Raw genomic sequence first — 21944 nt, 5'->3', positions numbered from 1 at the left:
CTCCTTACATCCGGAACACGCCGAACTTCGTGTCCTCGACCGGCGCGTTGAGCGCAGCCGACAGACCGAGGCCCAGCACGGTGCGGGTGTCGGCCGGATCGATGACGCCGTCGTCCCACAGCCGCGCGCTGGCGTAGTAGGGGTGGCCCTGGTGCTCGTACTGTTCCTTGATCGGCTGCTTGAAGGCGGCTTCTTCCTCCGGCGACCACTGGCCGCCCTTGCCCTCGATGCCGTCGCGCTTGACCGTGGCCAGCACGGATGCCGCCTGGTCGCCGCCCATCACGGAGATGCGCGCGTTCGGCCACATCCACAGGAAGCGCGGAGAAAACGCGCGGCCGCACATGCCGTAGTTGCCGGCGCCGAAGGAACCGCCGATGATGACGGTGAACTTCGGCACCGAGGCGGTGGCGACCGCGGTCACCATCTTGGCGCCGTTGCGGGCGATGCCTTCGTTTTCGTACTTGCGGCCGACCATGAAGCCGGTGATGTTCTGCAGGAAGACCAGCGGGATCTTGCGCTGGCAGCACAGCTCGATGAAGTGGGCGCCCTTCAGCGCCGACTCCGAGAACAGGATGCCGTTGTTGGCGATGATGCCGACCTTCATGCCGTAGATATGGGCGAAGCCGCACACCAGGGTGGTGCCGTAGCGCGCCTTGAACTCGTCGAATTCGCTGCCGTCGACCACGCGCGCGATCACCTCGCGCACGTCGAAGGGCTTGCGGGTATCGGCCGGGATCACGCCGTACAGCTCTTCCGGAGAATATTTCGGCTCCGCGCTCTCGCGCAGCGCGCCCTGCACCGGCTTGACGCGGTTCAGGTTCGACACGATGGTGCGCGCCAGCGACAGCGCGTGCAGGTCGTTCTGGGCCAGGTGGTCGGCCACGCCCGACAGGCGGGTGTGGACGTCGCCGCCGCCCAGGTCCTCGGCCGTGACCACTTCGCCGGTCGCCGCTTTTACTAAGGGCGGGCCGCCCAGGAAGATGGTGCCCTGCTCCTTGACGATGATCGATTCGTCGCTCATCGCCGGCACGTAGGCGCCGCCGGCGGTGCAGGAACCCATCACTACCGCGATCTGCGGGATGCCTTTCGCGGACAGGTTGGCCTGGTTATAGAAGATGCGGCCGAAGTGGTCGCGGTCCGGGAACACGTCGTCCTGGTTCGGCAGGTTGGCGCCGCCCGAGTCGACCAGGTAGATGCAGGGCAGGTGGTTCTGCTCGGCGATCTCCTGGGCGCGCAGGTGTTTTTTCACCGTCATCGGGTAATAGGTGCCGCCCTTGACGGTGGCATCGTTACAGACGATCACGACTTCCTGGCCGGCCACGCGGCCGATGCCGGTGATGATGCCGGCGGCCGGGGCTGCGCCCTCATACATGTCGTAGGCGGCCAGTTGGGAGAACTCGAGGAAGGGCGTGCCCGGGTCGAGCAGCATCTGTACGCGGTCGCGCGGCAGCAGTTTGCCGCGTGCGACGTGCTTGGCGCTCGCGGCCTCGCCGCCGCCTTGCGCCATTTGCGCGACTTTTGCACGCAAATCGTCGACGATGGCCTGCATGGCCGCGGCGTTGGCCTTGAAGTCTTCACCGCGCGGGTTGAGTTTGCTCTCGATCTGGGGCATTGCTGTCCTCTGTTGTCTCTGCTGTCTTTTGTCTATTTGGGGAAACTTCCGTCCAGGTAGTACCAGCGCGGCGCCCCTGTGTCCGGGTCGGGCTCGCGCAGGAAGCGGCTCACTTCGTGCAGCCGGTGCGCCCGTCCGCCCACCTTGAAGCGGGCGACGAATTCGACGGTGTCGCTGTCTGGATCGTCCGGTGAATTTACTTTACGTTGACGTAAACGTAAAGCAGATTTTATCTCAAGGCCGAGCCAGCGGATGGGTTCTTTCTCATCAATGATGGACTCTGCCGGGCGGGTGGTGGGATGCCAAGTTGCAAGCAGATAGGGCTCATTCTTGAGCGCATACGCGGTGTAGCGCGAACGCATCAGGGCCTCGGCCGTGGGCGGCAGCGCTTCGCCGGCAATGAAAGGGCCACAGCAGGCGGCCAGCGACGACCCGCCGCAGGGACAGGCTTCGAAGGTGGTCTTTTTGGACATGGCCGCCATTATCCGCGAATTTGTCCGCAGCCATGGTTTGTACAAGCGTATTTATCTGAAGCTCAGGGCAGTGTGCTGACCCAGTACAGTTAGCAGTACTATCGAGATCTAACCATATCTAACAATGTATAAGCTCTATGTCTTATACTTTATTAGAAATATCTATATAGGCGTGTTATGGATCCTGTTAGAAACCCTTTTGCCTCTGGCGCAGGTAGTCAACCTCCAGAACTTGCAAAATGATTACTTGATCCGCAATTTGGCCAGCCTGGGCTGAGTGTGCGCCGACAGGCACACCGGTATGGCTCTAGCTGCGTAAGGTCAATCCATCCAGCGAGAAGGGCGGCGCCTCGCCCCGCATCGCCCCGGCCAGCAGGCTGGCGCTGCCGCAGGCGAAAGTGAAGCCGAGCGGACCGTGGCCGACGTTCAGCCACAGGTTGCCGTAGGGCGTGGCGCCGATGATCGGGGCGCTGCTCGGGGTGGCGGGGCGCAGGCCGGCCCAGACCGAGAGCTTCGAATAGTCGGCCGCGCGCGGCATGGTTTCCTTCACCTGGCGGGTCAGGCCCTCGACGCGTGTCGGATTGTGGCTCAGGTCTTCGCCCACCATGTCGACCATGGCCGCCACCCGCAGCTTGTTGCCGATGCGGGCGTACAGCACCTTGCGCTCGAAGTCGGTGACGCTGATTTCCGGCGCGACGTCGTCGGCGCGGATCGGCGCGGTCAGGCTGTAGCCCTTGAGTGGGTAGAGCGGCAGGGTGATGCCGACCGTGCTGGAGAGGTTGCGGCTCTGGATGCCGGCCGCCAGCACGTAGCTGTCGGCCTGGATGGTGCCGGTGTCGGTTTCGACACCGGTGATGCGGCCTTTATCAGACAGCAGGCGGCGCGCCTCGCCATGGACGAAACCCTCGAAGCGCGGGTGGGCGCGCAGGCGCGCGGCCAGCGCCAGGCAGAAGGCGTGGCAGTCGGCCACCGCTTCGCCGCTGTTATAGATGCCGCCGGCCAGCAGCGGCTCGGCCGCGGCCAGCGAGGGTTCGCGCGCCGCGCATTCCGCCGCCGACCAGATCTCGCCGGCGCCGGCCTTGCCGGCCGCCTTCTCGAACACGTCGCGCGAGCGGTAGACCACCAGCTTGCCGGCGTCGCGCCATTCGAATTCGTCGAGCGGCACCGTGACTTCGAGCTGCTTCATGCCCTGGCGCGACAATTCGCCCAGTTCGAGCAGCTTGGCCGTGGTCTTGCGGTTGACGTCGGCGCGGCAGTGCGCCAGGAAGCTGGCCAGCCAGCGGTACTGGCGCAGGTCGGCTTCGGGGCGGAAGTGCAGCGGACCGTTGTCCTGGAACATCCATTGCAGGGCCTTCAGCGGCACGCCTTCGTCGGCCAGCGGCGACACGTAGCGGTAGCTGAGCTGCCCGCCATTGCCGTAGCTGGACCCGCTGCCGACTTCCGGCGCGCGTTCCAGCAGGCTGACGCGGTAGCCGGCTTCCGCCAGCCACCATGCCGAGGTCAGGCCGACCACGCCGCCACCGATGACGAGGACTTGTTCCCGCGCTTGACGCGGTTGAACTACTTGCTGCTGCATCCTGCACTCTTCTTGTTGAACTTGGTCGCTGAGCTTAGGCGCTGGGCCGGACGAGGGCCAATGAAAGTCGCGCCAAGCGCCATAACCGGGGTATATGCACACATTGACATCATGTTGCCGCCCGTTGGCCGAGGATGGCCTGGCGATGGAGGGCCGTGAGGATGCGTTCCTCGTAGCGCGCCATGGCCGAATAGCGTCCCCCCTGCTGCTCCGGGTCGGCCGAACTGCCACCGGTCAGCATCACCATGCCGTTGCCGCGCGCGAGGTCGGCGGCGAAGACCGAACGCAGGCCATAGGCTTCGCCCAGGTGGCCGACCCCTTCGAAGCCGCCGCCCTCGACCAGCCCCATGCCGGAACGGTCGGGGAAGTGCTGGTTGCCGAGTCCCCAGGCCTGGTACAGCCCGTTCAGCGTGTCGCCGTTCCGGCCGTCGTTGCTCCACTGGCGCGTGAACATGCGCTCGAGCGTGGCGCGCTGGAACAGGCGGGTGTTGCCATGGACGCCGCCGTGCATCAGCATGCGCATCACGACGCCCATGGACGGTGCCGAGATGCGCAGGCCGCCGGTCGGGCTGAAGGGAGTGGCATTGCTGCCCGGGGCCGCAGTGGCCGTCCCCACCGGCAGGACCGGCGGCTTGGCGCTGTAGTCGTCCACCTGGGGAATCCAGGGTCCGGCCGCGTTCCAGATCTCGGTGTCGACCGTGCGCTTGCGGTACAGGGTGGCGAGATTGCCGAGTGCCGCGGGCGCCAGGCCCGCCGGGCTGTAGCCGGCCTGGATGTCGAGCGGCTGGAACAGCAGGCGCTCCATCAGCAGGTCGAAACGCTCCCCGGCGATGCGCTCCATGATGGTGCCGATCACGCCCCAGGCCAGGTTACAGTAGGTGAAGTAGTCGCCCGGACCGGCACGGTCCGACCACATCTTGCCTTCGCCATGGAGCGCGCCGCCGGGCACCAGCACGTCCTTCAGCGACACCGGCAGCTGCCAGGAATAGCCGGCATCGTCGCGCAGCGACGAGGTGTGGGTCAGCAGGTGGCGCAGCGTGACCGGGCGCTGCGGAAAATGCGGATTGCGCACGCCGTAGCCGAGGTAGGCCGAGACGTCGGCGTCGAGATCGGCGCGGCCCGCTTCCACCAGGCGCATCAGGCCCAGCGTCGTCATCATCTTGGAAATCGAGGCGATGCGGTACAGCGTGTCCGGCGTGGCAGGGAGGTCGGGGCTGCCGATGAAGCGGCGCCCGAAGGCCTGCTGGTACACCGGCTGTCCGGCGCGGATCGCCAGCACCGACAGGCTGGCCAGCTGCATGCCCGGGTCGTTCGCGATGGCGGCCAGTTCGGCGTCGAGCGCCTGGCGCAGGCCGGCGGGAAGGGCGGCCGCGGAAGACGGCGGGGCCGCAAACAGGGGCTCGACCGCGCCCAGCAGGGCCACGCCCAGCAAGCTTCGCCTGCGCTCGTTCATTCCGGTCTCCTTTATTTGTCTCTGGACGAGCATACGGAGTGACAGGAAGGATTGCCAAATGAATAGCCGTCGCCTTGGCATAACCCTTTTATATTGGTATCAAGTGGTATGCTCATAAGCCAGGCGAATGCATATACAAAGCTTTTTCATGGACCGCACTGTGCCGGGGACGAAGCTTGCCATTACACTTTATACAAGCCCCCGATGACGCCGATGACGACAAGCAGCCCAACTTTCCAGGTCGACCTGACCGACAACTCGCCGCTGTACATGCAGCTGGCGCGCAAGCTCGCGCAAGACGTGCGCGACGGCCGCTACCAAGCCGACCAGGCCCTGCCCTCCGAACGCACGCTGTCCGAGCAGCTCGACGTCTCGCGCGTCACCGCGCGCAAGGCGATCGACCAACTGGTGGACCAGGGCCTGGTGGTGCGCCGGCGCGGCTCCGGTAATTACATCGCGCCGCGCATCGAGCAGCCGCTGTCCGACCTGTCGAGCTTTTCCGAGCAGCTCCAGCAGCGCGGCTATACGCCCAGCAGCCACTGGCTGCGCCGCGAAGTCATGCTGGCCGACGCCGACGAACAGCTGTCGCTGGGCCTGTCGCCGCATACCCGCGTGGCGCGCCTCGAGCGCCTGCGCCTCGCCGACGGGGTGGTGATGGCCTATGAAGTCAGCGTGATTCCGGCCACCGTGCTGCCGCGTCCCGACAACGTGGGTGGCTCGCTGTATGCCCACCTGGCCAAGACCGGGCACATGCCGGTGCGCGCACTGCAGCACCTGCGCGCGATGAACGCCTCCGCCGAACTGGCGGCGCGCCTCGACGTGCCGGAAGGCCGCGCGGTCCTGTTCATCACGCGGATCGGCTACCTGGAATCGGGCGAGCCGGTGGAGCTGACGCATTCTTATTGCCTGAGTGACCACTACGACTTCGTTGCTGAATTGCGCCGTCCAGCATAACTTTTCGGCATGATGAAGGGCGCAGCTTTCATGGGCCACCTGGCCTAATTGGTATTACACTGGTTTTATCGATCACTCCGCATCTAGAAGACACGGCAATGCTGAAAACCGAAACCCCGGCCCAGGACCACGCGACCCTCGACCAATACCCGACCACGGAACTGGTACACGTATTCGTCGACGACCAGGTCAAGGCCGTCGACGCGGTCCGCGCCGCCGCACCGCAGATCGCCGCCGCGATCACCGCGGCCCTGCCGCGCATGGAAGCGGGCGGCCGCCTGGTCTACGTCGGCGCCGGCACTTCCGGCCGCCTGGGGGTGCTGGACAGCGTCGAGCTGAACCCGACCTTCTCGTGGCCGCACGGCCGCGCGGTGGCGCTGCTGGCCGGCGGCGCCGAGGCGATGTTCGTCGCGGTCGAAGGCGCCGAGGACGATCATGACCAGGGCGCCGCCGACCTGAAGAGCGTGAACGTGGGGCCGGACGACGTGGTGCTGCTGCTGGCCGCGTCGGGTTTCACCCCGTATGTACTGGGTGCGCTGCGCCATGCGCGCACGGTGGGCGCGCTGACCATCGGTTTTTCCAACAACGCCGATGCTCCCGTCGCCAGCGAAGCCGAGATCGGCATTACCCTCGACACCGGGCCGGAAGCGATTTCCGGCTCCACCCGCCTGAAGGCCGGCACCTCGCAGAAGATCGCGCTGAACACCTTCTCCAGCGGACTGATGGTGCGTTTGAACAAGGTTTACGGCAACCTGATGGTAGACTTCCGCGCTACCAATGCCAAGCTGGTGCGACGCGCCATCCGGCTGACCAGTTTCGCCACCGGCGCCGACGAAGCGGCCGCACAGGCAGTGCTGGAACAGTGCGGCTTCCACGTCAAGACGGCGATCGTGGCCCTGATCAAACAAACCAGCGTCGAGCAGGCGCAAGCCCTGTTGGAAGCAGCGCGCGGCAGCGTGCGCGACGCCATCGCGTAATTCCAGCCCGGCGCACGCGGTGTGCGCCCCGCCTGCCGACCACGAGAGACCTATGCAGACTTCGCTCGCCAAGAATTCGTCGTCCACCAGCCCGTGGTCCTGGATCCCTTCCCTGTATTTTGCGCAGGCCATCCCCTACGTGGTGGTGATGAGCCTGTCCGTCATCATGTACAAGGACATGGGCGTGTCGAATTCCGACATCGCCTTCTATACCAGCCTGCTGTACCTGCCCTGGGTGATCAAGCCCCTGTGGTCGCCGGTGGTCGACATGTTCGGCACCAAGCGCCGCTGGACGGTGCTTTTGCAGCTGGCCGTCGCGGCCTCGCTGGTGGCGGTCGGGCTGTCCCTGCAGCTGCCCAACTTTTTTGTGGCCAGTCTCGCCGTGATGTGGCTGATGGCCTTCAGTTCCGCCACCCATGACATCTCGGCCGACGGCTTCTACATGCTCGGCCTGCGCCAGCAGCAGCAGGCGGCTTTCGTGGGCGTGCGCTCCACCTTCTACCGCCTGGCCACCTTGTCGGTGCAGGGGCCGCTGGTGGTGCTGGCCGGCTACCTGGCCACCCGTCTGGGCAGCGTCAACCAGGCCTGGGCCATCGTGTTCTTCGTGCTGGCCGGCCTGTTCTTCCTGGCCTTCCTGTGGCACGGGATGATCCTGCCCAAGCCGGACAGCGACCACGCGGTGCGGGGCAGCAGCAATCCGCTGCGCGACTTTTTCACCACCTTCGTGCTGTTCTTCCGCAAGCGCGACATCTGGCTGATCCTCGGCTTCATCCTGACTTTCCGCCTGGGCGAGGCCCAGCTCCTGAAGCTGGTCGCGCCCTTCCTGAAAGACCCGCTGGCCGTGGGCGGCCTGGGCCTCACCACCGAGCAGTACGGCATCGCCTACGGCACCATCGGCATCGCGTTCCTGACCATGGGTGGCCTGGCCGGCGGCTACCTGATCTCGCGCCTGGGCCTGAAGCGCTGCCTGTGGGTGATGGTGTTCGCGATCCACCTGCCGGACCTGGTCTTCGTCTACCTGTCGCAAACCCAGCCGACCAGCTTCGCCGTGGTATGCGCCGCGCTGGCGATCGAGCAGTTCGGCTACGGCTTCGGCTTCACCGCGATGATGCTGTACATGATCATGGTCTGCGAAGGCGAGCACAAGACCGCCCATTATGCGATCTGCACCGGCTTCATGGCCCTCGGCATGATGGTGCCGGGCATGTGGAGCGGCGACCTGCAGGAATACCTCGGCTACAAGAACTTCTTCGTCTGGGCCTGTCTGTCGACCATCCCGGCCTTCATCATGGCGGCCCTCGTGAAGATCGATCCGGAATTCGGGAAAAAATAACAGCAATGCGCGATGCACCCGTGCGCCTGACCTCGCTCGACGCCTTCCGTGGCTTCACCATTGCGGCAATGGTGCTCGTGAATAATCCGGGCGACTGGGGCAATCTGCATGCGCAGCTGGCCCACGCCAAGTGGCACGGCTGGACCTTCACCGACTGCATCTTCCCCTTCTTCCTGTTCATCGGCGGCGTCGCCATGAGCCTGTCGCTCGGACGCCTGGCCGCTGCCGGCGCCGACAAACCGCGCCTGCTGCTGAAGCTGGCCAAACGCGCTGCGCTGATCTTCCTGATCGGTTTCCTGCTGAACCTGATCCCGCGTTTCGACCTCGAGACCGTGCGCATTCCGGGCGTCCTCCAGCGCATCGCCCTGTGCACGCTGCTGGCCGCGCCGGTGGTCGTCTACCTCGGCTGGCGCGCGCAGCTGGCGGTGACCGCCGCGCTGCTGGCGCTGTACGCGGTGCTGATGCTGTGGGTGCCGGTGCCCGGCATCGGCGCCGGCGTGCTGGAACCGGGCCAGGACTTCGGCGCCTACGTCGACCGCATGGTCCTGGACGGCCACATGTGGGTGCAATCCAAGACCTGGGACCCGGAAGGCATGGTGAGCACCATCCCGGCCCTGTGCAGCCAGCTGTTCGGCGTGCTGGCCGGGCGCCTGCTGGCGGCGCAGCTGCCGCGCATCGAGCAGACTGCATGGATGCTGTTCGCCGGCCTGGTGTTCCTGGCGCTGGGGTCGAGCCTGGATGCAGTGCTCATGCCGATCAATAAAAGCCTGTGGACGGTGTCCTACTGCCTGTGGATGACCGGCTGGGCGCTGCTGGCCTTCGGCGTGTTCTACTGGCTGCTCGACGCCAATCCCCACGCTATCGTGCGCGAGCGCGCCGCCGCCTGGGCCCAGCCATTCGTCATCTACGGCATGAACGCCCTGTTCATCTTCGCGTTCTCAGGTTTCATCGCCAAGATGCTCGGTTTTATCAAGCTGGCGCGGCCCGACGGAAGCCAGCTTTCGCTCGGCCGCACGCTGTACGCGCCGATCAAGGCGCTGCCGCTGGGCGCCGCCAATACGTCGCTGTTATATGCCATCCTCTTCAACGCCTGCATGTTCGCGATCGCTTACGGCATGTGGCGCAAGCGGTGGTTCGTCAAAGTCTAAGAACAAAGGAGCGGACTTGAAGCCTGACCTGAATAAACGCGCGTTCACGCTGGGAGCCATGGGCGGTGCGCTGGCGCTGGCCGGATTCCTCGGTGCCTGCACCACCCAGCCGACCGCGCCCGGCGCGGCCGACATGCCGCCGCCGGCGCCGCGCGAATTCCGCGCCGCCTGGGTCTCGACCGTCGCCAACATCGACTGGCCGAGCAAGCCGGGCCTGCCGAGCGGGCAGCAGCAGGCGGAGGCCATCGCCATCCTCGACCGCGCGGTCAGCCTCAAGCTGAACGCGATCGTGCTGCAGGTGCGTCCGGCGGCCGATGCGATCTATCCCTCGCCGATCGAGCCCTGGACCGAATACCTGACCGGCGCCCAGGGCAAGCCGCCCTCGCCGATGTACGACCCGCTCGCGTTCTGGATCAAGGAAGCGCATGCGCGCGGCCTCGAGCTGCACGCCTGGTTCAATCCCTACCGCGCGCGCCACGACAACGCGCGTTCGCCGAGCGCGCCCAACCACATCACCAACACCATCCCGTCCGCCGTCAAGCGCTACGGGAAGTTCATGTGGATGGACCCGGGCGAAGAAGCCGCGTCGAAGCAGACCATGGATGTGATCCTCGACGTGGTGCGCCGCTACGACATCGATGGCGTGCACATCGACGATTATTTCTATCCCTACCCGATCGCGGCGCCGGAAGTCGCGGGCAATGCCCAGGCGCTCGACGGCAACGGCAAACCGGCGGCCAAGGAGCTCGACTTCCCCGACGGCCCGGCCTGGGAGCGCTACCTGGCGGGCGGCGGCAAGCTCGATCGCCCGTCCTGGCGGCGCGACAACGTCAACCGCCTGATCGAAGCCATGTACAAGGGCATCCACAATGAAAAGAGCTGGGTACGCTTCGGCATCAGCCCCTTCGGCATGGGCCGTCCGGACCGCCGTCCGCCCGGCATCTCGGGCTTCTCGCAGTACGACAAGCTGTATGCGGACGCCGAACTGTGGCTGGAAAAGGGCTGGCTCGACTACTTCGTGCCGCAGCTGTACTGGCCGATCGCCCAGACCGCCCAGTCCTACCCGGTGCTGCTCGACTACTGGATTTCGCAGAACCCGCAGGGCCGCCACATGTGGCCGGGCCTGTTCACCAGCCGCATCGGCGCCGCGCCGCCCACCCTGAACTACGAGCCGCAGGAAGTGCTGGACCAGATCGCGCTGACGCGCCAGCGCCCGCTGGCGACCGGCCACGTCCACTTCAGCATGGTGGCCTTGAGCCAGAACCGCAAGGGCATCAGCGACCAGCTGCGCGCCACCACCTACCGGGGCGATGCCCTGGTGCCGGCCACTCCCTGGCTGCCGAGCCCGGGCCCCGGCACGCCGCAGGTCTCGGCCGCGCGCGGCAAGAACGGCGTCGCGCTCAAGCTCAAGGCCGGCAAGGCGACCACGCTGTACGCGATTTGGGCGCGCCACGGCGGCGAGTGGCGCTTCTCGGTGGCGCCGGCCGCGCGCGCGGACTGGACAGTGCCGGACGACGCCAAACTCGGCGCCGCCGACCTGGTGGTGGTGAGCGCAGTGGACCGCCTCGGCAAGGAAGGCGCGCGCGTGCAGGCATGGCGCAAGCCGTCATAATGTTGAACATGCACGAACTGGAGCAAGACAAGCTGGGCCTCGGCATCGATGCCGGCGGCACCCAAACCCGCTGGGCCCTGGCGGCGCCCGGCGGCCGCATCGTGGCCGAAGGCACGGCGGGCGGCCTGTCGGCCCTGCAGATGGGCAGCGCCGAGGGACGCGAAGCCGTGCAGGCGACCTTCGCTGCGATCGCCGGCGCGGTGCTGGCCCATGGCCGCCCGGTGGCGGTACGCGCCGGCCTGACCGGTTTTGGCGGCGACGGCGGTCCCCTGCAACTCTGCCTGGGCGAGCTGCTCGGCCTCGACCCGCAGGCGGTCGTGCTGAGCAACGACATCGAAATCGCCTACCTCGCCAGCTTCAGGCCGGGCGAGGGTTATCTCGTGTATGCCGGCACCGGCTCGATCGGCGCCTTCATCGATGAGCACCATGGTTTCCACCGCGCGGGCGGCCGCGGCGTGGTGCTGGACGACGGCGGCGGCGGTTTCTGGATCGCCCGCGAAGCGCTGCGCCACATCTGGCGCATCGAGGACGAGTGTCCCGGCGCCTGGGAAGCCTCGCCGATGGCGCACGCCGTGTTCCAGCACGTGGGCGGCTCGGACTGGTCGTTCTCGCGCCAGTTCATCTATGGCCGCGAACGCGGCGAAGTCGGCAAGCTGGCGATCGCGGTCGCCGCGACCGCCGAACGCGATCCGGCCGCCGCTGCTATCCTGCGCGAAGCCGGCCGCGAACTGGCCCGGCTGGCGCAGGCGCTGGTCAGCCGATTCGGCCCGCGCCCGGTGGCCCTGGCCGGCCGCGCCGCCGAGCTGCACCCGCTGATCGTCGAGACCATGCGCGCGGCGCTGCCGCCGGAAACCACGCTCAGCCAGACCGGAGTACGCGCTCACTATGCGGCCGCACGGCTGGCCGCCGAGCCGCAGCACACGACCCTTTAACCCAGACCGAACACACCGATGAAAAACCTGATCGTTCCCGTCATCCTCGCCCTCCTGGCAGGCTGCACCACCGCGCCGATCGGCCCCAAGATCGACACCACCTACACTGCCAAGGGCCAGGCCAGCCGCGCGCGCTTCCTGGTGCTGCACTACACGGTGTCCGATACGCCGGCCTCGATCAAGATCCTGACCGAGCAGCAGGTGAGCTCCCACTACCTGGTCACCGATGGCGCCCAGCCGGTGATCTACCGCCTAGTCGACGAGAACCGTGCCGCCTACCATGCCGGCAACTCGAGCTGGAAGAACTACACCCAGCTCAACAACAGCTCGATCGGGATCGAGATCGTGAACGCCGGCTGGACCGCCACGCCCGACGGCGGCCGCATGTTCTACCCCTTCCCGCAAGCCCAGGTGGATGTCCTGGTGCCGCTGGTGAAGGACATCGTCCAGCGCCACGGCATTGCTCCCGAGAACGTCCTCGGCCACAGCGACATCGCGCCGCAGCGCAAGCAGGACCCGGGACCGCTGTTCCCGTGGGCGCGCCTGGCACAGGAAGGCCTGGTGCTGTGGCCGGACGCGAACCGGGTCGCCCTGGTGCGTCCGGCCTTCGACGCGGTCCTGCCCGACATCTTCTGGTTCCAGCGCAAGCTGGCCACCCACGGCTACGCGATCCAGCAGACCGGGGTGCTCGACCCGCAGACCCGCACCGTGCTGCAGGCCTTCCAGATGAAATACCGCCCTGCCGACTTCGCCGGCAACCCGGATGCGGAGACCGCGACCCTGCTCGAGGTGCTGACCACGCCGGCGAATGCGCCGCTGCCCGTGATTCCGCCGCCGGTGACGACCTCGCCGCCGGCAACCACCTTGCCGCTGCCGCCTGCGACCGAGCCGGCCCCGGTGGTCCCGGAGACGGCGCCCGCCCCGGCCGCGCCCGCCAGCCCAGCCGTTGTGAACACGCCGTGACCCATCGCCGCAGCCGGGTTTTCCCTGTATCCTTCGGAAAATCCGCGCCGTGCGCGCGGAGCCCCTATTGAAGGATTGAGCGATGCGCCTGCGCCATATCGAAGTTTTCCACGCCATCATGCAGGTCGGTACCATCAGTGGTGCCGCCCAGGTTCTCCACATCTCGCAGCCGGCGGTGACGAAGGTCCTGCAGCACGCCGAACTGCAGCTGGGCATGCCGCTGTTCGAGCGCGTGCGCGGCAAGCTGTATCCGAAGCCCGAGGCGCACCGCCTGTTCGCCGAGACCGAGAAGCTGAACCGCGACCTGCAGGGCATCCGCCGCCTTGCCGCCAGCCTGAAGGGCCGCGCGGTGGAGACCGTGCGCCTGGTGTCGACGCCGACCATCGCGATCAGCGTGCTGCCGCAGGCGATGACGGTGTGGCGCCGCGACTTCCCGCAGGCGCGCTGCGAGCTGGCGACCCAGCACACCAGCGAGATCGTGAACGCGCTGCGCCTGGGCGAAGCCGACCTGGCGCTGTCGCTGCAGGACCCGCGCCACCCCGGCATCGTGGCCGAGCCCATCGCGCACGGCAACCTGACCGTGATGGCGCCCGCCGGCACCTGGAGCGAGGAAGAGCGCGCCAAACCCTTCACGGCCGAAGGCCTGACCGGTGAGCTGATCGGCCTGAACGACGGCGACCCGCTGGGCGAGATCGTGGTGGCGGCCTGCGAGGCCCAGGGCGTGCAGCCGGTCTACCACACCGTGGTGCAGACCTACCAGATCGCGCGTTCGCTGGTGGAAGCCGGCGCCGGCGTGGCCGTGCTCGATCCCTTCACCGCAGCCTCGGCCGACCCGGCCAAGGTGCAGTGCCGCACCTGGTCGCCGGCGATGCCGGTGCACCTGTATTTGCTGAGCGCCAGCCATTCTCCCTTGTCGCACGGGGCGCGGGAGCTGGCCAACTGTATCGGCGCGACCGCGCGCGCCTGTCTGGAAAAAGCCTGTTCATGAGCCTGACCGTCGCCAGCGAGGAGATCGCCGGCAGCCCCGAATTCCGCCATCTCGGCAGCATTGCCGGCATCGCTGTCGACCTGCGCTACGCGACCCCGAACAACTTTGTCGGACGCGACCTGTATTCGCCCTTCGACTGCGCCTGGCTGCACCGCGACGCCGCCGCAGCCCTGGAACAGGTCGTGGCCTGGCTGAAGGAACGCCGTCCCGGCTATACCCCACTGGTGCTCGACGCCCTGCGCCCGCAGCGCGTGCAACAGCAGCTGTGGGACGCCCTCGACGGCACCGGCCTGCAGATGTACCTGGCCAACCCGGCGCGCGGCTCGATCCATTCCTACGGCATGGCGCTCGACATCACCCTGCTGGACGAGACCGGGCGCGAGCTCGACATGGGCACCGGTTTCGACGACATGACCAATCTGTCGCATCCGGCGCTGGAAGAGGGCTTCCTGCTGGCCGGCCAGCTCACCGAAGCCCAGGTGGCCAACCGCCGCCTGCTGCGCGAGGCCATGCTGGAAGCCGGCTTCTTCGGCATCAACACCGAATGGTGGCATTTCGACTGCGGCGACCGCGAACTGGTGCGCGCCACTTACCGCCGCGTGCTCTGACTGGGCCGATGACGCCATCATTTCCCCTGCGCTGGCTGCACGGCGCCCTCGCCGCCGCCTGTGTCATGCTGGCCCCGCAACTGCAGGCGCAATCGGTGGCCCTGAGCTTCGACGACGGCCCCACCCTCGCCGCGACCCCGCGGCTGTCGCCGCAAGCCCGCAACGAAGCGATGCTGGCGGCGCTGGCAAAGCATAAAGTGAATGCCGCGCTGTTCGTCACGGCCGCCAACGGCGCCGTCAAGCCCGAAGGGCTGGCGCTGGCGCGTGCCTGGGGCGAGCAGGGCCACGTGGTGGCGAACCACACCATGACCCACCCCGACCTGAACAAGGCCACGACCACCCTGGCGCAGTACCAGCGGGAAGTGCTCGACTGCGACCGCATCGTATCGGCGCTGCCCGGCTACCAGAAATGGTTCCGCTTCACCTACCTGCGCGAAGGGAATACGCCGGAAAAGAGCGAGGGCATGCGCGCTTTCCTGCGTGAACAGGGCTACCGCAATGCCTACGTCACGCTCGACACCAGCGACTGGCGACTGAACGACAAACTGGTCGAGGTGCTGGAGAAGAATCCGAAGGCGGACCTCGAACCGATCCGCCGGGCCTACCTGTCCCACATCCGCCAGCGCGCGCTGGCCTACCGCGCCCTGTCGCAGCGGCTGCAGGGCCGGGATATCCCGCAGATGATGCTGATGCACCATAACCTGATCAATGCGCTGTGGCTGGACGACGTGATCCGCCAGTTCAAGGACATGGGCTGGACCATCGTCACGCCGGCCGAGGCCTTCGCCGACCCGGTTTACCAGCTCGAACCGCAGCGCAAGGTGCCGGGCCAGAGCCTGTTGATCTCGATGGGACGCAGCCTGGGCTTGACGACGCAGGACATCGGCCTGCGCCTGATGGATGATGGGGACGCCGAGATCGAGGCGCTCCGGCAGCAGGGACTATGAGCGCTGCCGCTTACGGCGCCACAGGCGCCGCCGCCTGCTGCTGAACCGCGCCCGAGCGCGCGACCCAGTCCACCAGCGCATCCAGTACCGCGCGTCCGCGCCCGTTGCCCGCCTGCTCGCTGTTCACGATCGCGACAAACACGTTCTGCACCCCGTTCGCATCCGGCACATAGCCGGCCAGCGCCACCACGTTGCGCAGCGTGCCGGTCTTCAGGCGCGCACGTCCCGCCGCCGGCGTGCCCTGCAGGCGGCGCCGCAGGGTGCCGTCGATGCCGGCGATCGGCATGCTGGCCTGGAACTCCGGCGCCCAGTTGCTGCGCAGGCCGGCCTGCAGCAGATAGGCCATCTGCTGCGCCGTGATGCGCTCCGTGCGCGACAGGCCGGAGCCGTTCTCGATCACGAAGCCGGTATCGTCGATGCGCTGGCCGCGCATCCATTCGCGTACCGCGGCATCCGAACGCGCAAAGGTGGTCTCGCCGTTCGGCGGCAGCGCGAAACTGCCGGCCGCCGGATCCGGCTGCAGGCTGCCCAGGCTCAGGAACAGGGTGCGTGCCAGCAGGTTGTCCGAGGGCTTGTTGGTGTCGCGCACCAGCTCCGGCAGCATGCGCGAGGTGTGCTCGGCCAGCAGGGTCGAGTCGGGCGGCGCCGTGCCTGCCACGGTCTTGCCGCTGAATGTGCCGCCCAGTTCCTTCCACTTCTGGCGGAACAGGCGGTCGAGGTAGTCGTCGCGGTCCAGCACGTTGATGCTGTAGCTGCGGGCGCACTCCTTGGGGAAGGCACCGTGCAGGACCACCTTGATGCGGCCATCCTTCTGGCGCACCGCTTCCGGCTGCTTCCAGCCGTCTTCCCACTTCGCGCAGTCGGCGTCGACCAGGGTCATGTCGGAGCCGATGCTGACGCGTTCCAGCGCCGGCTGCATTTCCAGCTTCAGGCGCTTGCCGGTCGAGCGCATGTCGATCTGCAGCATGTTCTTGTTGACCAGCAGCGCGTCGGGGATCACGTTGTAATACGCCTCGGGCGACTCGTCGAACGGCGGCAGGCCGGCGTCGAGGCGGGCCGGCTCCCACAGGCTGCGGTCCAGCACCAGGTCGCCCTCGATGCGGCGGATGCCCTGGTAGCGCAGGGCACGCAGCATGTTCTCCAGGTGCTCACCGGAGAAGTCGGCGTCGGCGCCGCCTTTCAGGATCAGGTTGCCGCGCAGGACGCCCTTCTCGATGCTGCCCGTGGTGCGCAGCTCGGTGCGGCCGCGGAAGGCGGGACCGAGGCGTTCCAGGCTGATCATGGTCGTCACCAGCTTCATGGTCGAGGCCGGCTGCATCGGCCGGTCGGCCTGGTGCGACAGCACCGCGCTGTCGCCCTTGAGCACCAGCACGGCGAGGGCGTCTTCCGGCAAGCCCTGCTGGGCCAGCACCTGCGCCACCGGCGCCGGCAGCTGGGCGTGGGCGCTGCCGAAGACAGCGACGAGAACAGTGGCAAGGGCGAAGGTCGGGCAAAAACGGCGGAACATGAACAACTCCTTAACCGAAGAACAGGTAGGCGACGAAGATGGCGGCGATGATGCCGATCAGGTCGGCCAGCAGGCCGTAGCTGACCGCATAGCGGGTCTTGCGGATGCCGACCGAACCGAAGTAGAGCGCGATGATGTAGAAGGTGGTGTCCGACGCGCCCTGCAGGACGCTGGCCAGGCGGCCCACGAAGGAATCCACGCCATAGGTCTTGATCGCATCGATCATCATGGCGCGCGCGCCGCTGCCGGACAGGGACTTCATCAGCGCCGTCGGCAGTGCGCCGACGAAGTCGGTCTGCAGGCCGAGGGCGTTGAAGACCCAGGCGAAGCCGCTCACGATCAGTCCCAGCACGCCCGAATTGCGCACCACGCTGATCGCGACGATCATGCCGACCAGGTAGGGGATGATCTTGATCGAGGTCTCGACCCCGGCCTTGGCCCCCTCGATGAAGGTCTCGAACACGTTTACGCCCTTGCGCAGGGCGGCCGTCATGAAGGCGGCGATCACCGAGAACAGGATCAGGTTGGCGACCACGCTGGATACCAGCTGGATCTGCGATTTATCGAGAAAATACGTAAAGCTGAATACCATGGCGGCGATCAGGCCGGCGGTGCCGCCAATCCATGCGAACACCACCGGGTGCAGCAGGTTGATGCGCTGGCGCAGGCCGACCAGGATGATGCTGGCAATCGTCGCGGTATAGGTCGCGATCAGGGTCGGAATGAAAATGTCGGCCGGATTGGCCGCGCCCAGCACCGCACGCTGGGCCATCACGGCCAGCGGAATGATGGTCAGGCCCGATGTCTGGATCACCAGGAACATCAGCTGGGCGTCGGTCGCTTCGTCCTTCTGCGGATTCAGCGATTGCAGGCTTTCCATCGCCTTCAGGCCAAACGGGGTGGCGGCATTGTCCAGGCCCAGCATGTTGGCCGAGAAGTTCATCACCATGTGGCCATTGGCCGGATGGTCGCGCGGTACGCCGGGGAAGATGCGCGCGAAGAAAGGCGCAATGACGTGGGCGAAGCGCTGGATGAGGCCGGCCTTTTCGCCGACGTTCATGATGCCGAGCCAGAAGGTCATGACGCCGGCCAGCGGCAGGGCGATGTCCATCACCGCCATCTTGGCCGAGTCGAAAGTACCGTCGATGATGCGCTTGAAGATCTCGGTGTCGCCCATGAACAGCCACTGCGCCAGCGCCGCGATGAAGCCCACGAGGAAGAAACCGGTCCAGATGTAATTGAGTGCCATGTGATTGCTGCCGCTGAGGTCTTGCGATTGTGCAGCGGAGAGTATAGGCCGAGAGCAAGCTGCGCAGATGAAAGAATGCGTTTGAGCCATATTGAAAAGTTATGAGTCCGTTTTTTGTTTGCTCGATGGCATCAGAATCAGGGCATAATCTTTTCTCCAAACTACAGAAGAGACCAGCATGCATCGTCCATTTCGCCCCAGCCTGTGCAGCCTCGTTTTCGTCCTCGGCAGCGTCGCCGCCGTGCATGCCTACGCGCAGGCGCCAGCCTCGAGCCGTGGTGAACGCGTGGCTGCGCTGCTGCCGGAAATAGACAAGATGTATACGGACCTGGCCGGCAAGGAGCACCTGCCGGGCCTGGTCTATGGTGTGGTCCTCGACGGCAAGCTGGTGCATGCCCGCGCGCTCGGCCTGGCCGACGTCGAGCGCCAGATCCCTGCGACCAGCTCAAGCGAATTCCGCATCGCCTCGATGACCAAGAGCTTTGTGGCGATGGCGGCGCTGAAGCTGCGTGACGATGGCAAGCTGAGGCTCGATGATCCGGCCGCCAACTACCTGCCCGAGCTGCGCCGCGTCCAGCTCCCGACCACCGACTCGCCGGCGCTGACGATTCGCCAGCTGATGACCATGACCACCGGCCTGCCGGAGGACAATCCCTGGGGCGACCGCCAGATGGCCGTTTCCAACGCCAGGCTCGAGCAGCTGGTCGGGGCCGGGCTGTCGTTTTCCAATGCACCCGGGCATACTTTCGAGTACAGCAACCTCGGTTACATCCTCCTGGGCAAGGTGGTGAGCAAGGTCTCGGGCATGCGCTTCCAGGACTACGTCACGCGCGAGATCCTGCGGCCACTGGGGATGAACAACACGCGCTGGGAATATACGCAAGCCGCGCCGGGCAAGCTCGCGCTGGGCTACCGCTGGGACCGCGACCACTGGGAGCTTGAGCCGATCCTGTCCGATGGCGACGGCGCCGCGATGGGCGGGCTGATCACGACCATGGATGACTTTGCGCGATACGTCGCCTTCCACCTGGACGCCTGGCCGGCGCGCAACGATCCGGAGCGCGGACCGCTGCGCCGTGCCTCGGTGCGCGAGATGAAGTTGCCGCACGCGTTTGCCGGCCTGGGCGCCAAGGCGACCCTGACCGACGGCAAGACGCCGAATCCCAACGTCAGTTTCTACGGCTACGGCCTGGTCTGGTCGCGCGACAGCCGCCAGGTGGTGACCGCGGGCCATTCGGGCGGGCTGCCCGGCTTCGGCAGCCAGTACCGTTTCGCACCGGACCATGGCGTGGGGGTCTTCGCCTTCACCAACCTGCGCTACGGGCCGGTCTACGGGCCGACGGCCAAGGCCCTGGCCATGCTGGTCGAGCGTGCCGACCTGGGCCCGCGCGCCATTCCCGTCTCGCCGATCCTGGCGACCCGCCATACGCAGGTGGCACAGCTGCTGCAGTCGTGGGACGCGTCGCTGGGAAGCGCGATCGCGGCCGACAACTTCTTCCTCGACCGCTCGCGCGAAGACTGGATCGCGCACGCGCGCGAAAAGCTCGATCCGATCGGGAAGATCACCTCGGTCGGCCCGATCAAGGCCGAAAACGGCTTGCGCGGCAGCTTCTCCCTGCATGGCGAGCGCGGCACGGTGAACGTCGCCTTCACGCTCACCCCCGAACGCGAGCCCAAGGTCCAGGAAATCACCCTCACGCCAGTGAAGCAATAGCACCATGAGACTCCGCCTGAGCGCCGCCGCCCTCCTGTTTCCCCTGCTGTGCGCCGGCAGCGCGGGCGCGCAAGCGCCGACCGGGGCGCCTGCGCAGGAAAAAGTCCTGCGCATGTTCCTGTCCACCAGCGAGACCGGCCTGGACCCGGCCGTGGCCTCCGACAACGCCACCCTGTCGCTGCTGGAAAACCTGTTCGATCCGCTGCTGCGCTACGACTACCTGGCGCGCCCGGCCAGGCTGCGCCCGAATACCGCCACCGCCATGCCCGAGGTGAGCGCGGACGGCCTGAGCTATACCTTCCGCATCCGCCCCGGCATCCATTTCACGCCCGACCCGGCTTTCAAAGGGGTGAAGCGCGAGATGACGGCCCAGGACTACGTCTACAGCATCAAGCGCCTGACCGACCCGGCAAGCAAGTCGCCCTGGGCCGCCATGTTCGAGGGGGTGGCCGAGCTGCGCGCCCTCGACCGCCATACCTTGCGCATCCGCCTGAAGGCGCCGGACAAGAACTTCCTGTTCTACCTGGCGATACCCGCGTCAGGCGCGGTGGCGCGCGAAGTGATCGAGGCCTATCCGGGCCAGGCCGGCAACCACCCGGTCGGCACCGGCCCCTTCATGGTGGGCGAGTGGAAGCGCAGCGACCGCATCGTCTTGCTGGCCAACCCGTATTCGACCGCCGTGTTCCACGCCACGCCGGGCGACGATCCTGAAGACAAGGCCATCGCCGCGGCCTTGGCGGGCAAGCGCCTGCCGCGCGTGGACCGAATCGAGGTGCGCATCGCCGAGGAATTCCAGGGTCGCATGCTGGGCTTCCTGAACGCCGAGTACGACTACCTCGAGCAGATCCCTGAGTCGATGACCGACATGGTGGTGCGCGACGGCCAGCTCAAGCCGGAGCTGGCGGCGCGCGGCATCGTGCTGTCGCGCTTCCCGGTGCTGCAGACCTACTACATGTGGATGAACATGAACGACCCGGTGGTCGGCGGCTACGGCAAGGACAAGGTGGCGCTGCGGCGCGCGATCTCGCTGGCCTATGACAATGCCGAGGACATCGCCCTGTTGAAGAAGGGCTTTGCGATCAAGGCCGAATCGCCGTTGCCGCCCAATGTGCTGGGCTACGACCCGGACTACCGCAGCCCGGTGCCCTACGACCCGGCGCTGGCGAATGCGCTGCTGGACCGCTACGGCTATACCCGGCGCGATCCGGACGGGTTCCGGCGCACCCCCGACAACCGGCCGCTGACCTTGACCATGCACAGCGAAGCCACGGTCGGCGGCCGGCTGCGCGACGAGTTGTGGCGCAAGTGCCTGAATGCGATCGGCCTGCGCGTGAGCTTCAAGTCGGACAAGAAGACCGAGATCATCAAGGCCTCGCGCCTGGGCACGGTGCAGATGTTCGAAAGTAACTGGATCGCCGATTTCCCCGACGGCGACAATTTCTACCTGCTGCTGTACGGCCCGAACGCCGGCCGCGCCAATTATTCGCGCTTCAACCTGCCGGCCTATAACGAACGCTACGAACAGGCACGGCAGCTGAGCGACGGACCGGCGCGCCAGAAGCTGTATTTCGAGATGAACCAGCTGATCCACGCCTATAACCCCTGGGTGCCGCTGACCCATGTTTTGTCGGGCGATCTGCGCCATCCGTGGTTGAAAAACTACAAACGTCATCCGGTTGAATTTACGAGCTGGCGCTATCTGGATGTCGATGTTGCGCAAAGAGCACGCTCCGGCAGAGTGGGGCGCTAGTTTCCGTGAGTTTTTCCTAAATAAAACATTCCTGTTAGTTATACTGGCCGCCGGATATTTCATTGGATAGCCCTAGACAGGGCGCTTACTCTGAAATCGAAAAATAACGTAATGCAAAGACATTGCGACATCGAAAAGCCGGCCTGGA

At 66.4% G+C, this 21944-nt stretch carries 18 protein-coding genes; 12 read left to right on the top strand and 6 right to left on the bottom strand.

The genetic code is table 11. From position 1 onward, the window contains the following. Positions 1 to 4 precede the first annotated feature (4 nt). The 4 genes from AC56LK_RS12975 to AC56LK_RS12960 form a co-directional block, all read right to left on the bottom strand. Positions 5 to 1612: a carboxyl transferase domain-containing protein gene (locus AC56LK_RS12975; protein ID WP_497184918.1), complete on the bottom strand. Its 1608-nt coding sequence runs from the start codon at positions 1610 to 1612 to the stop codon at positions 5 to 7. Between the two features lie 32 nt (positions 1613 to 1644). Then, a complete protein-coding gene (locus AC56LK_RS12970; RefSeq protein ID WP_497184917.1) occupies positions 1645 to 2085 on the bottom strand; it encodes a YchJ family protein in 441 nt (146 codons plus the stop codon). Positions 2086 to 2392: 307 nt separating this feature from the next. Continuing rightward, positions 2393 to 3661, bottom strand: coding sequence for a D-amino acid dehydrogenase (locus AC56LK_RS12965; RefSeq protein ID WP_497184916.1), 1269 nt, complete (start codon positions 3659 to 3661; stop codon positions 2393 to 2395). Between the two features lie 109 nt (positions 3662 to 3770). Next, positions 3771 to 5114 (bottom strand): serine hydrolase domain-containing protein, encoded by a 1344-nt coding sequence (locus tag AC56LK_RS12960; RefSeq protein WP_497184915.1) that lies wholly within the window; start codon positions 5112 to 5114, stop codon positions 3771 to 3773. Between the two features lie 213 nt (positions 5115 to 5327). Here AC56LK_RS12960 and AC56LK_RS12955 point away from each other — a divergent pair, with 213 nt between their 5' ends. The 10 genes from AC56LK_RS12955 to AC56LK_RS12910 all read left to right on the top strand — a co-directional run bounded on the left by AC56LK_RS12955 (position 5328) and on the right by AC56LK_RS12910 (position 15576). After that, positions 5328 to 6068: a GntR family transcriptional regulator gene (locus AC56LK_RS12955; protein WP_497184914.1), complete on the top strand. Its 741-nt coding sequence runs from the start codon at positions 5328 to 5330 to the stop codon at positions 6066 to 6068. A gap of 98 nt (positions 6069 to 6166) precedes the next feature. After that, positions 6167 to 7045, top strand: a complete 879-nt coding sequence (gene murQ, locus AC56LK_RS12950; RefSeq protein WP_497184913.1) for an N-acetylmuramic acid 6-phosphate etherase — start codon at positions 6167 to 6169, stop codon at positions 7043 to 7045. 52 nt (positions 7046 to 7097) lie between these two features. Then, entirely contained in the window at positions 7098 to 8378 is a 1281-nt protein-coding gene (locus tag AC56LK_RS12945; RefSeq protein ID WP_497184912.1) for an MFS transporter, read from the top strand. Positions 8379 to 8383: 5 nt separating this feature from the next. Continuing rightward, positions 8384 to 9526, top strand: a complete 1143-nt coding sequence (locus AC56LK_RS12940; protein ID WP_497184911.1) for an acyltransferase family protein — start codon at positions 8384 to 8386, stop codon at positions 9524 to 9526. Positions 9527 to 9584: 58 nt separating this feature from the next. Beyond that, on the top strand, positions 9585 to 11138 hold the full coding sequence (locus AC56LK_RS12935; protein WP_497184998.1) for a glycoside hydrolase family 10-like protein: 1554 nt from the start codon (positions 9585 to 9587) through the stop codon (positions 11136 to 11138). Beyond that, a complete protein-coding gene (locus tag AC56LK_RS12930; protein ID WP_497184910.1) occupies positions 11138 to 12070 on the top strand; it encodes an N-acetylglucosamine kinase in 933 nt (310 codons plus the stop codon). The genes AC56LK_RS12935 and AC56LK_RS12930 overlap by 1 nt, the downstream gene beginning before the upstream one ends. An 18-nt stretch (positions 12071 to 12088) precedes the next feature. Further along, a complete protein-coding gene (locus AC56LK_RS12925; RefSeq protein ID WP_497184909.1) occupies positions 12089 to 13033 on the top strand; it encodes a peptidoglycan recognition protein family protein in 945 nt (314 codons plus the stop codon). 82 nt (positions 13034 to 13115) lie between these two features. Next, positions 13116 to 14021, top strand: coding sequence for a LysR family transcriptional regulator (locus AC56LK_RS12920; RefSeq protein WP_436103748.1), 906 nt, complete (start codon positions 13116 to 13118; stop codon positions 14019 to 14021). Next, entirely contained in the window at positions 14018 to 14629 is a 612-nt protein-coding gene (locus AC56LK_RS12915) for a M15 family metallopeptidase (RefSeq protein ID WP_497184908.1), read from the top strand. The genes AC56LK_RS12920 and AC56LK_RS12915 overlap by 4 nt, the downstream gene beginning before the upstream one ends. Before the next feature lie 8 nt (positions 14630 to 14637). Next, positions 14638 to 15576: a polysaccharide deacetylase family protein gene (locus tag AC56LK_RS12910; protein WP_497184907.1), complete on the top strand. Its 939-nt coding sequence runs from the start codon at positions 14638 to 14640 to the stop codon at positions 15574 to 15576. Positions 15577 to 15586: 10 nt separating this feature from the next. Here the strand turns inward: AC56LK_RS12910 and dacB are convergent, their stop codons facing one another. Then, on the bottom strand, positions 15587 to 17083 hold the full coding sequence (dacB, locus tag AC56LK_RS12905) for a D-alanyl-D-alanine carboxypeptidase/D-alanyl-D-alanine endopeptidase (RefSeq protein WP_497184906.1): 1497 nt from the start codon (positions 17081 to 17083) through the stop codon (positions 15587 to 15589). Positions 17084 to 17093: 10 nt separating this feature from the next. Further along, the gene (locus tag AC56LK_RS12900; RefSeq protein ID WP_497184905.1) at positions 17094 to 18332 is read right to left on the bottom strand and encodes a nucleoside recognition domain-containing protein; all 1239 of its coding nucleotides are present in this window, start codon (positions 18330 to 18332) and stop codon (positions 17094 to 17096) included. Between the two features lie 178 nt (positions 18333 to 18510). Between AC56LK_RS12900 and AC56LK_RS12895 the strand changes: the two genes are divergently transcribed. Then, positions 18511 to 20046 carry a serine hydrolase domain-containing protein gene (locus AC56LK_RS12895; RefSeq protein ID WP_497184904.1) on the top strand — a complete coding sequence of 512 codons (1536 nt, stop codon included), beginning with the start codon at positions 18511 to 18513 and terminating at the stop codon, positions 20044 to 20046. Between the two features lie 4 nt (positions 20047 to 20050). Beyond that, positions 20051 to 21796 carry an ABC transporter substrate-binding protein gene (locus tag AC56LK_RS12890; protein ID WP_497184903.1) on the top strand — a complete coding sequence of 582 codons (1746 nt, stop codon included), beginning with the start codon at positions 20051 to 20053 and terminating at the stop codon, positions 21794 to 21796. Positions 21797 to 21944 lie beyond the last annotated feature (148 nt).

The sequence above is a fragment of the Telluria sp. ZB4P36 genome (genome assembly GCF_059685865.1).
This window is presented reverse-complemented; position numbering and strand designations above follow the sequence as displayed.

Coding starts and splice junctions, on each gene's coding strand:
- AC56LK_RS12935 (WP_497184998.1), top strand. CDS start 9,585: ATGGGCGGTGCGCTGGCGCTGGCCGGATTCCTCGGTGCCTGCACCACC.
- AC56LK_RS12890 (WP_497184903.1), top strand. CDS start 20,051: ATGAGACTCCGCCTGAGCGCCGCCGCCCTCCTGTTTCCCCTGCTGTGC.
- AC56LK_RS12975 (WP_497184918.1), bottom strand. CDS start 1,612: ATGCCCCAGATCGAGAGCAAACTCAACCCGCGCGGTGAAGACTTCAAG.
- AC56LK_RS12945 (WP_497184912.1), top strand. CDS start 7,098: ATGCAGACTTCGCTCGCCAAGAATTCGTCGTCCACCAGCCCGTGGTCC.
- AC56LK_RS12965 (WP_497184916.1), bottom strand. CDS start 3,661: ATGCAGCAGCAAGTAGTTCAACCGCGTCAAGCGCGGGAACAAGTCCTC.
- AC56LK_RS12940 (WP_497184911.1), top strand. CDS start 8,384: ATGCGCGATGCACCCGTGCGCCTGACCTCGCTCGACGCCTTCCGTGGC.
- AC56LK_RS12925 (WP_497184909.1), top strand. CDS start 12,089: ATGAAAAACCTGATCGTTCCCGTCATCCTCGCCCTCCTGGCAGGCTGC.
- AC56LK_RS12970 (WP_497184917.1), bottom strand. CDS start 2,085: ATGTCCAAAAAGACCACCTTCGAAGCCTGTCCCTGCGGCGGGTCGTCG.
- dacB (WP_497184906.1), bottom strand. CDS start 17,083: ATGTTCCGCCGTTTTTGCCCGACCTTCGCCCTTGCCACTGTTCTCGTC.
- AC56LK_RS12955 (WP_497184914.1), top strand. CDS start 5,328: ATGACGACAAGCAGCCCAACTTTCCAGGTCGACCTGACCGACAACTCG.
- AC56LK_RS12960 (WP_497184915.1), bottom strand. CDS start 5,114: ATGAACGAGCGCAGGCGAAGCTTGCTGGGCGTGGCCCTGCTGGGCGCG.
- AC56LK_RS12895 (WP_497184904.1), top strand. CDS start 18,511: ATGCATCGTCCATTTCGCCCCAGCCTGTGCAGCCTCGTTTTCGTCCTC.
- AC56LK_RS12915 (WP_497184908.1), top strand. CDS start 14,018: ATGAGCCTGACCGTCGCCAGCGAGGAGATCGCCGGCAGCCCCGAATTC.
- murQ (WP_497184913.1), top strand. CDS start 6,167: ATGCTGAAAACCGAAACCCCGGCCCAGGACCACGCGACCCTCGACCAA.
- AC56LK_RS12920 (WP_436103748.1), top strand. CDS start 13,116: ATGCGCCTGCGCCATATCGAAGTTTTCCACGCCATCATGCAGGTCGGT.
- AC56LK_RS12910 (WP_497184907.1), top strand. CDS start 14,638: ATGACGCCATCATTTCCCCTGCGCTGGCTGCACGGCGCCCTCGCCGCC.
- AC56LK_RS12900 (WP_497184905.1), bottom strand. CDS start 18,332: ATGGCACTCAATTACATCTGGACCGGTTTCTTCCTCGTGGGCTTCATC.
- AC56LK_RS12930 (WP_497184910.1), top strand. CDS start 11,138: ATGTTGAACATGCACGAACTGGAGCAAGACAAGCTGGGCCTCGGCATC.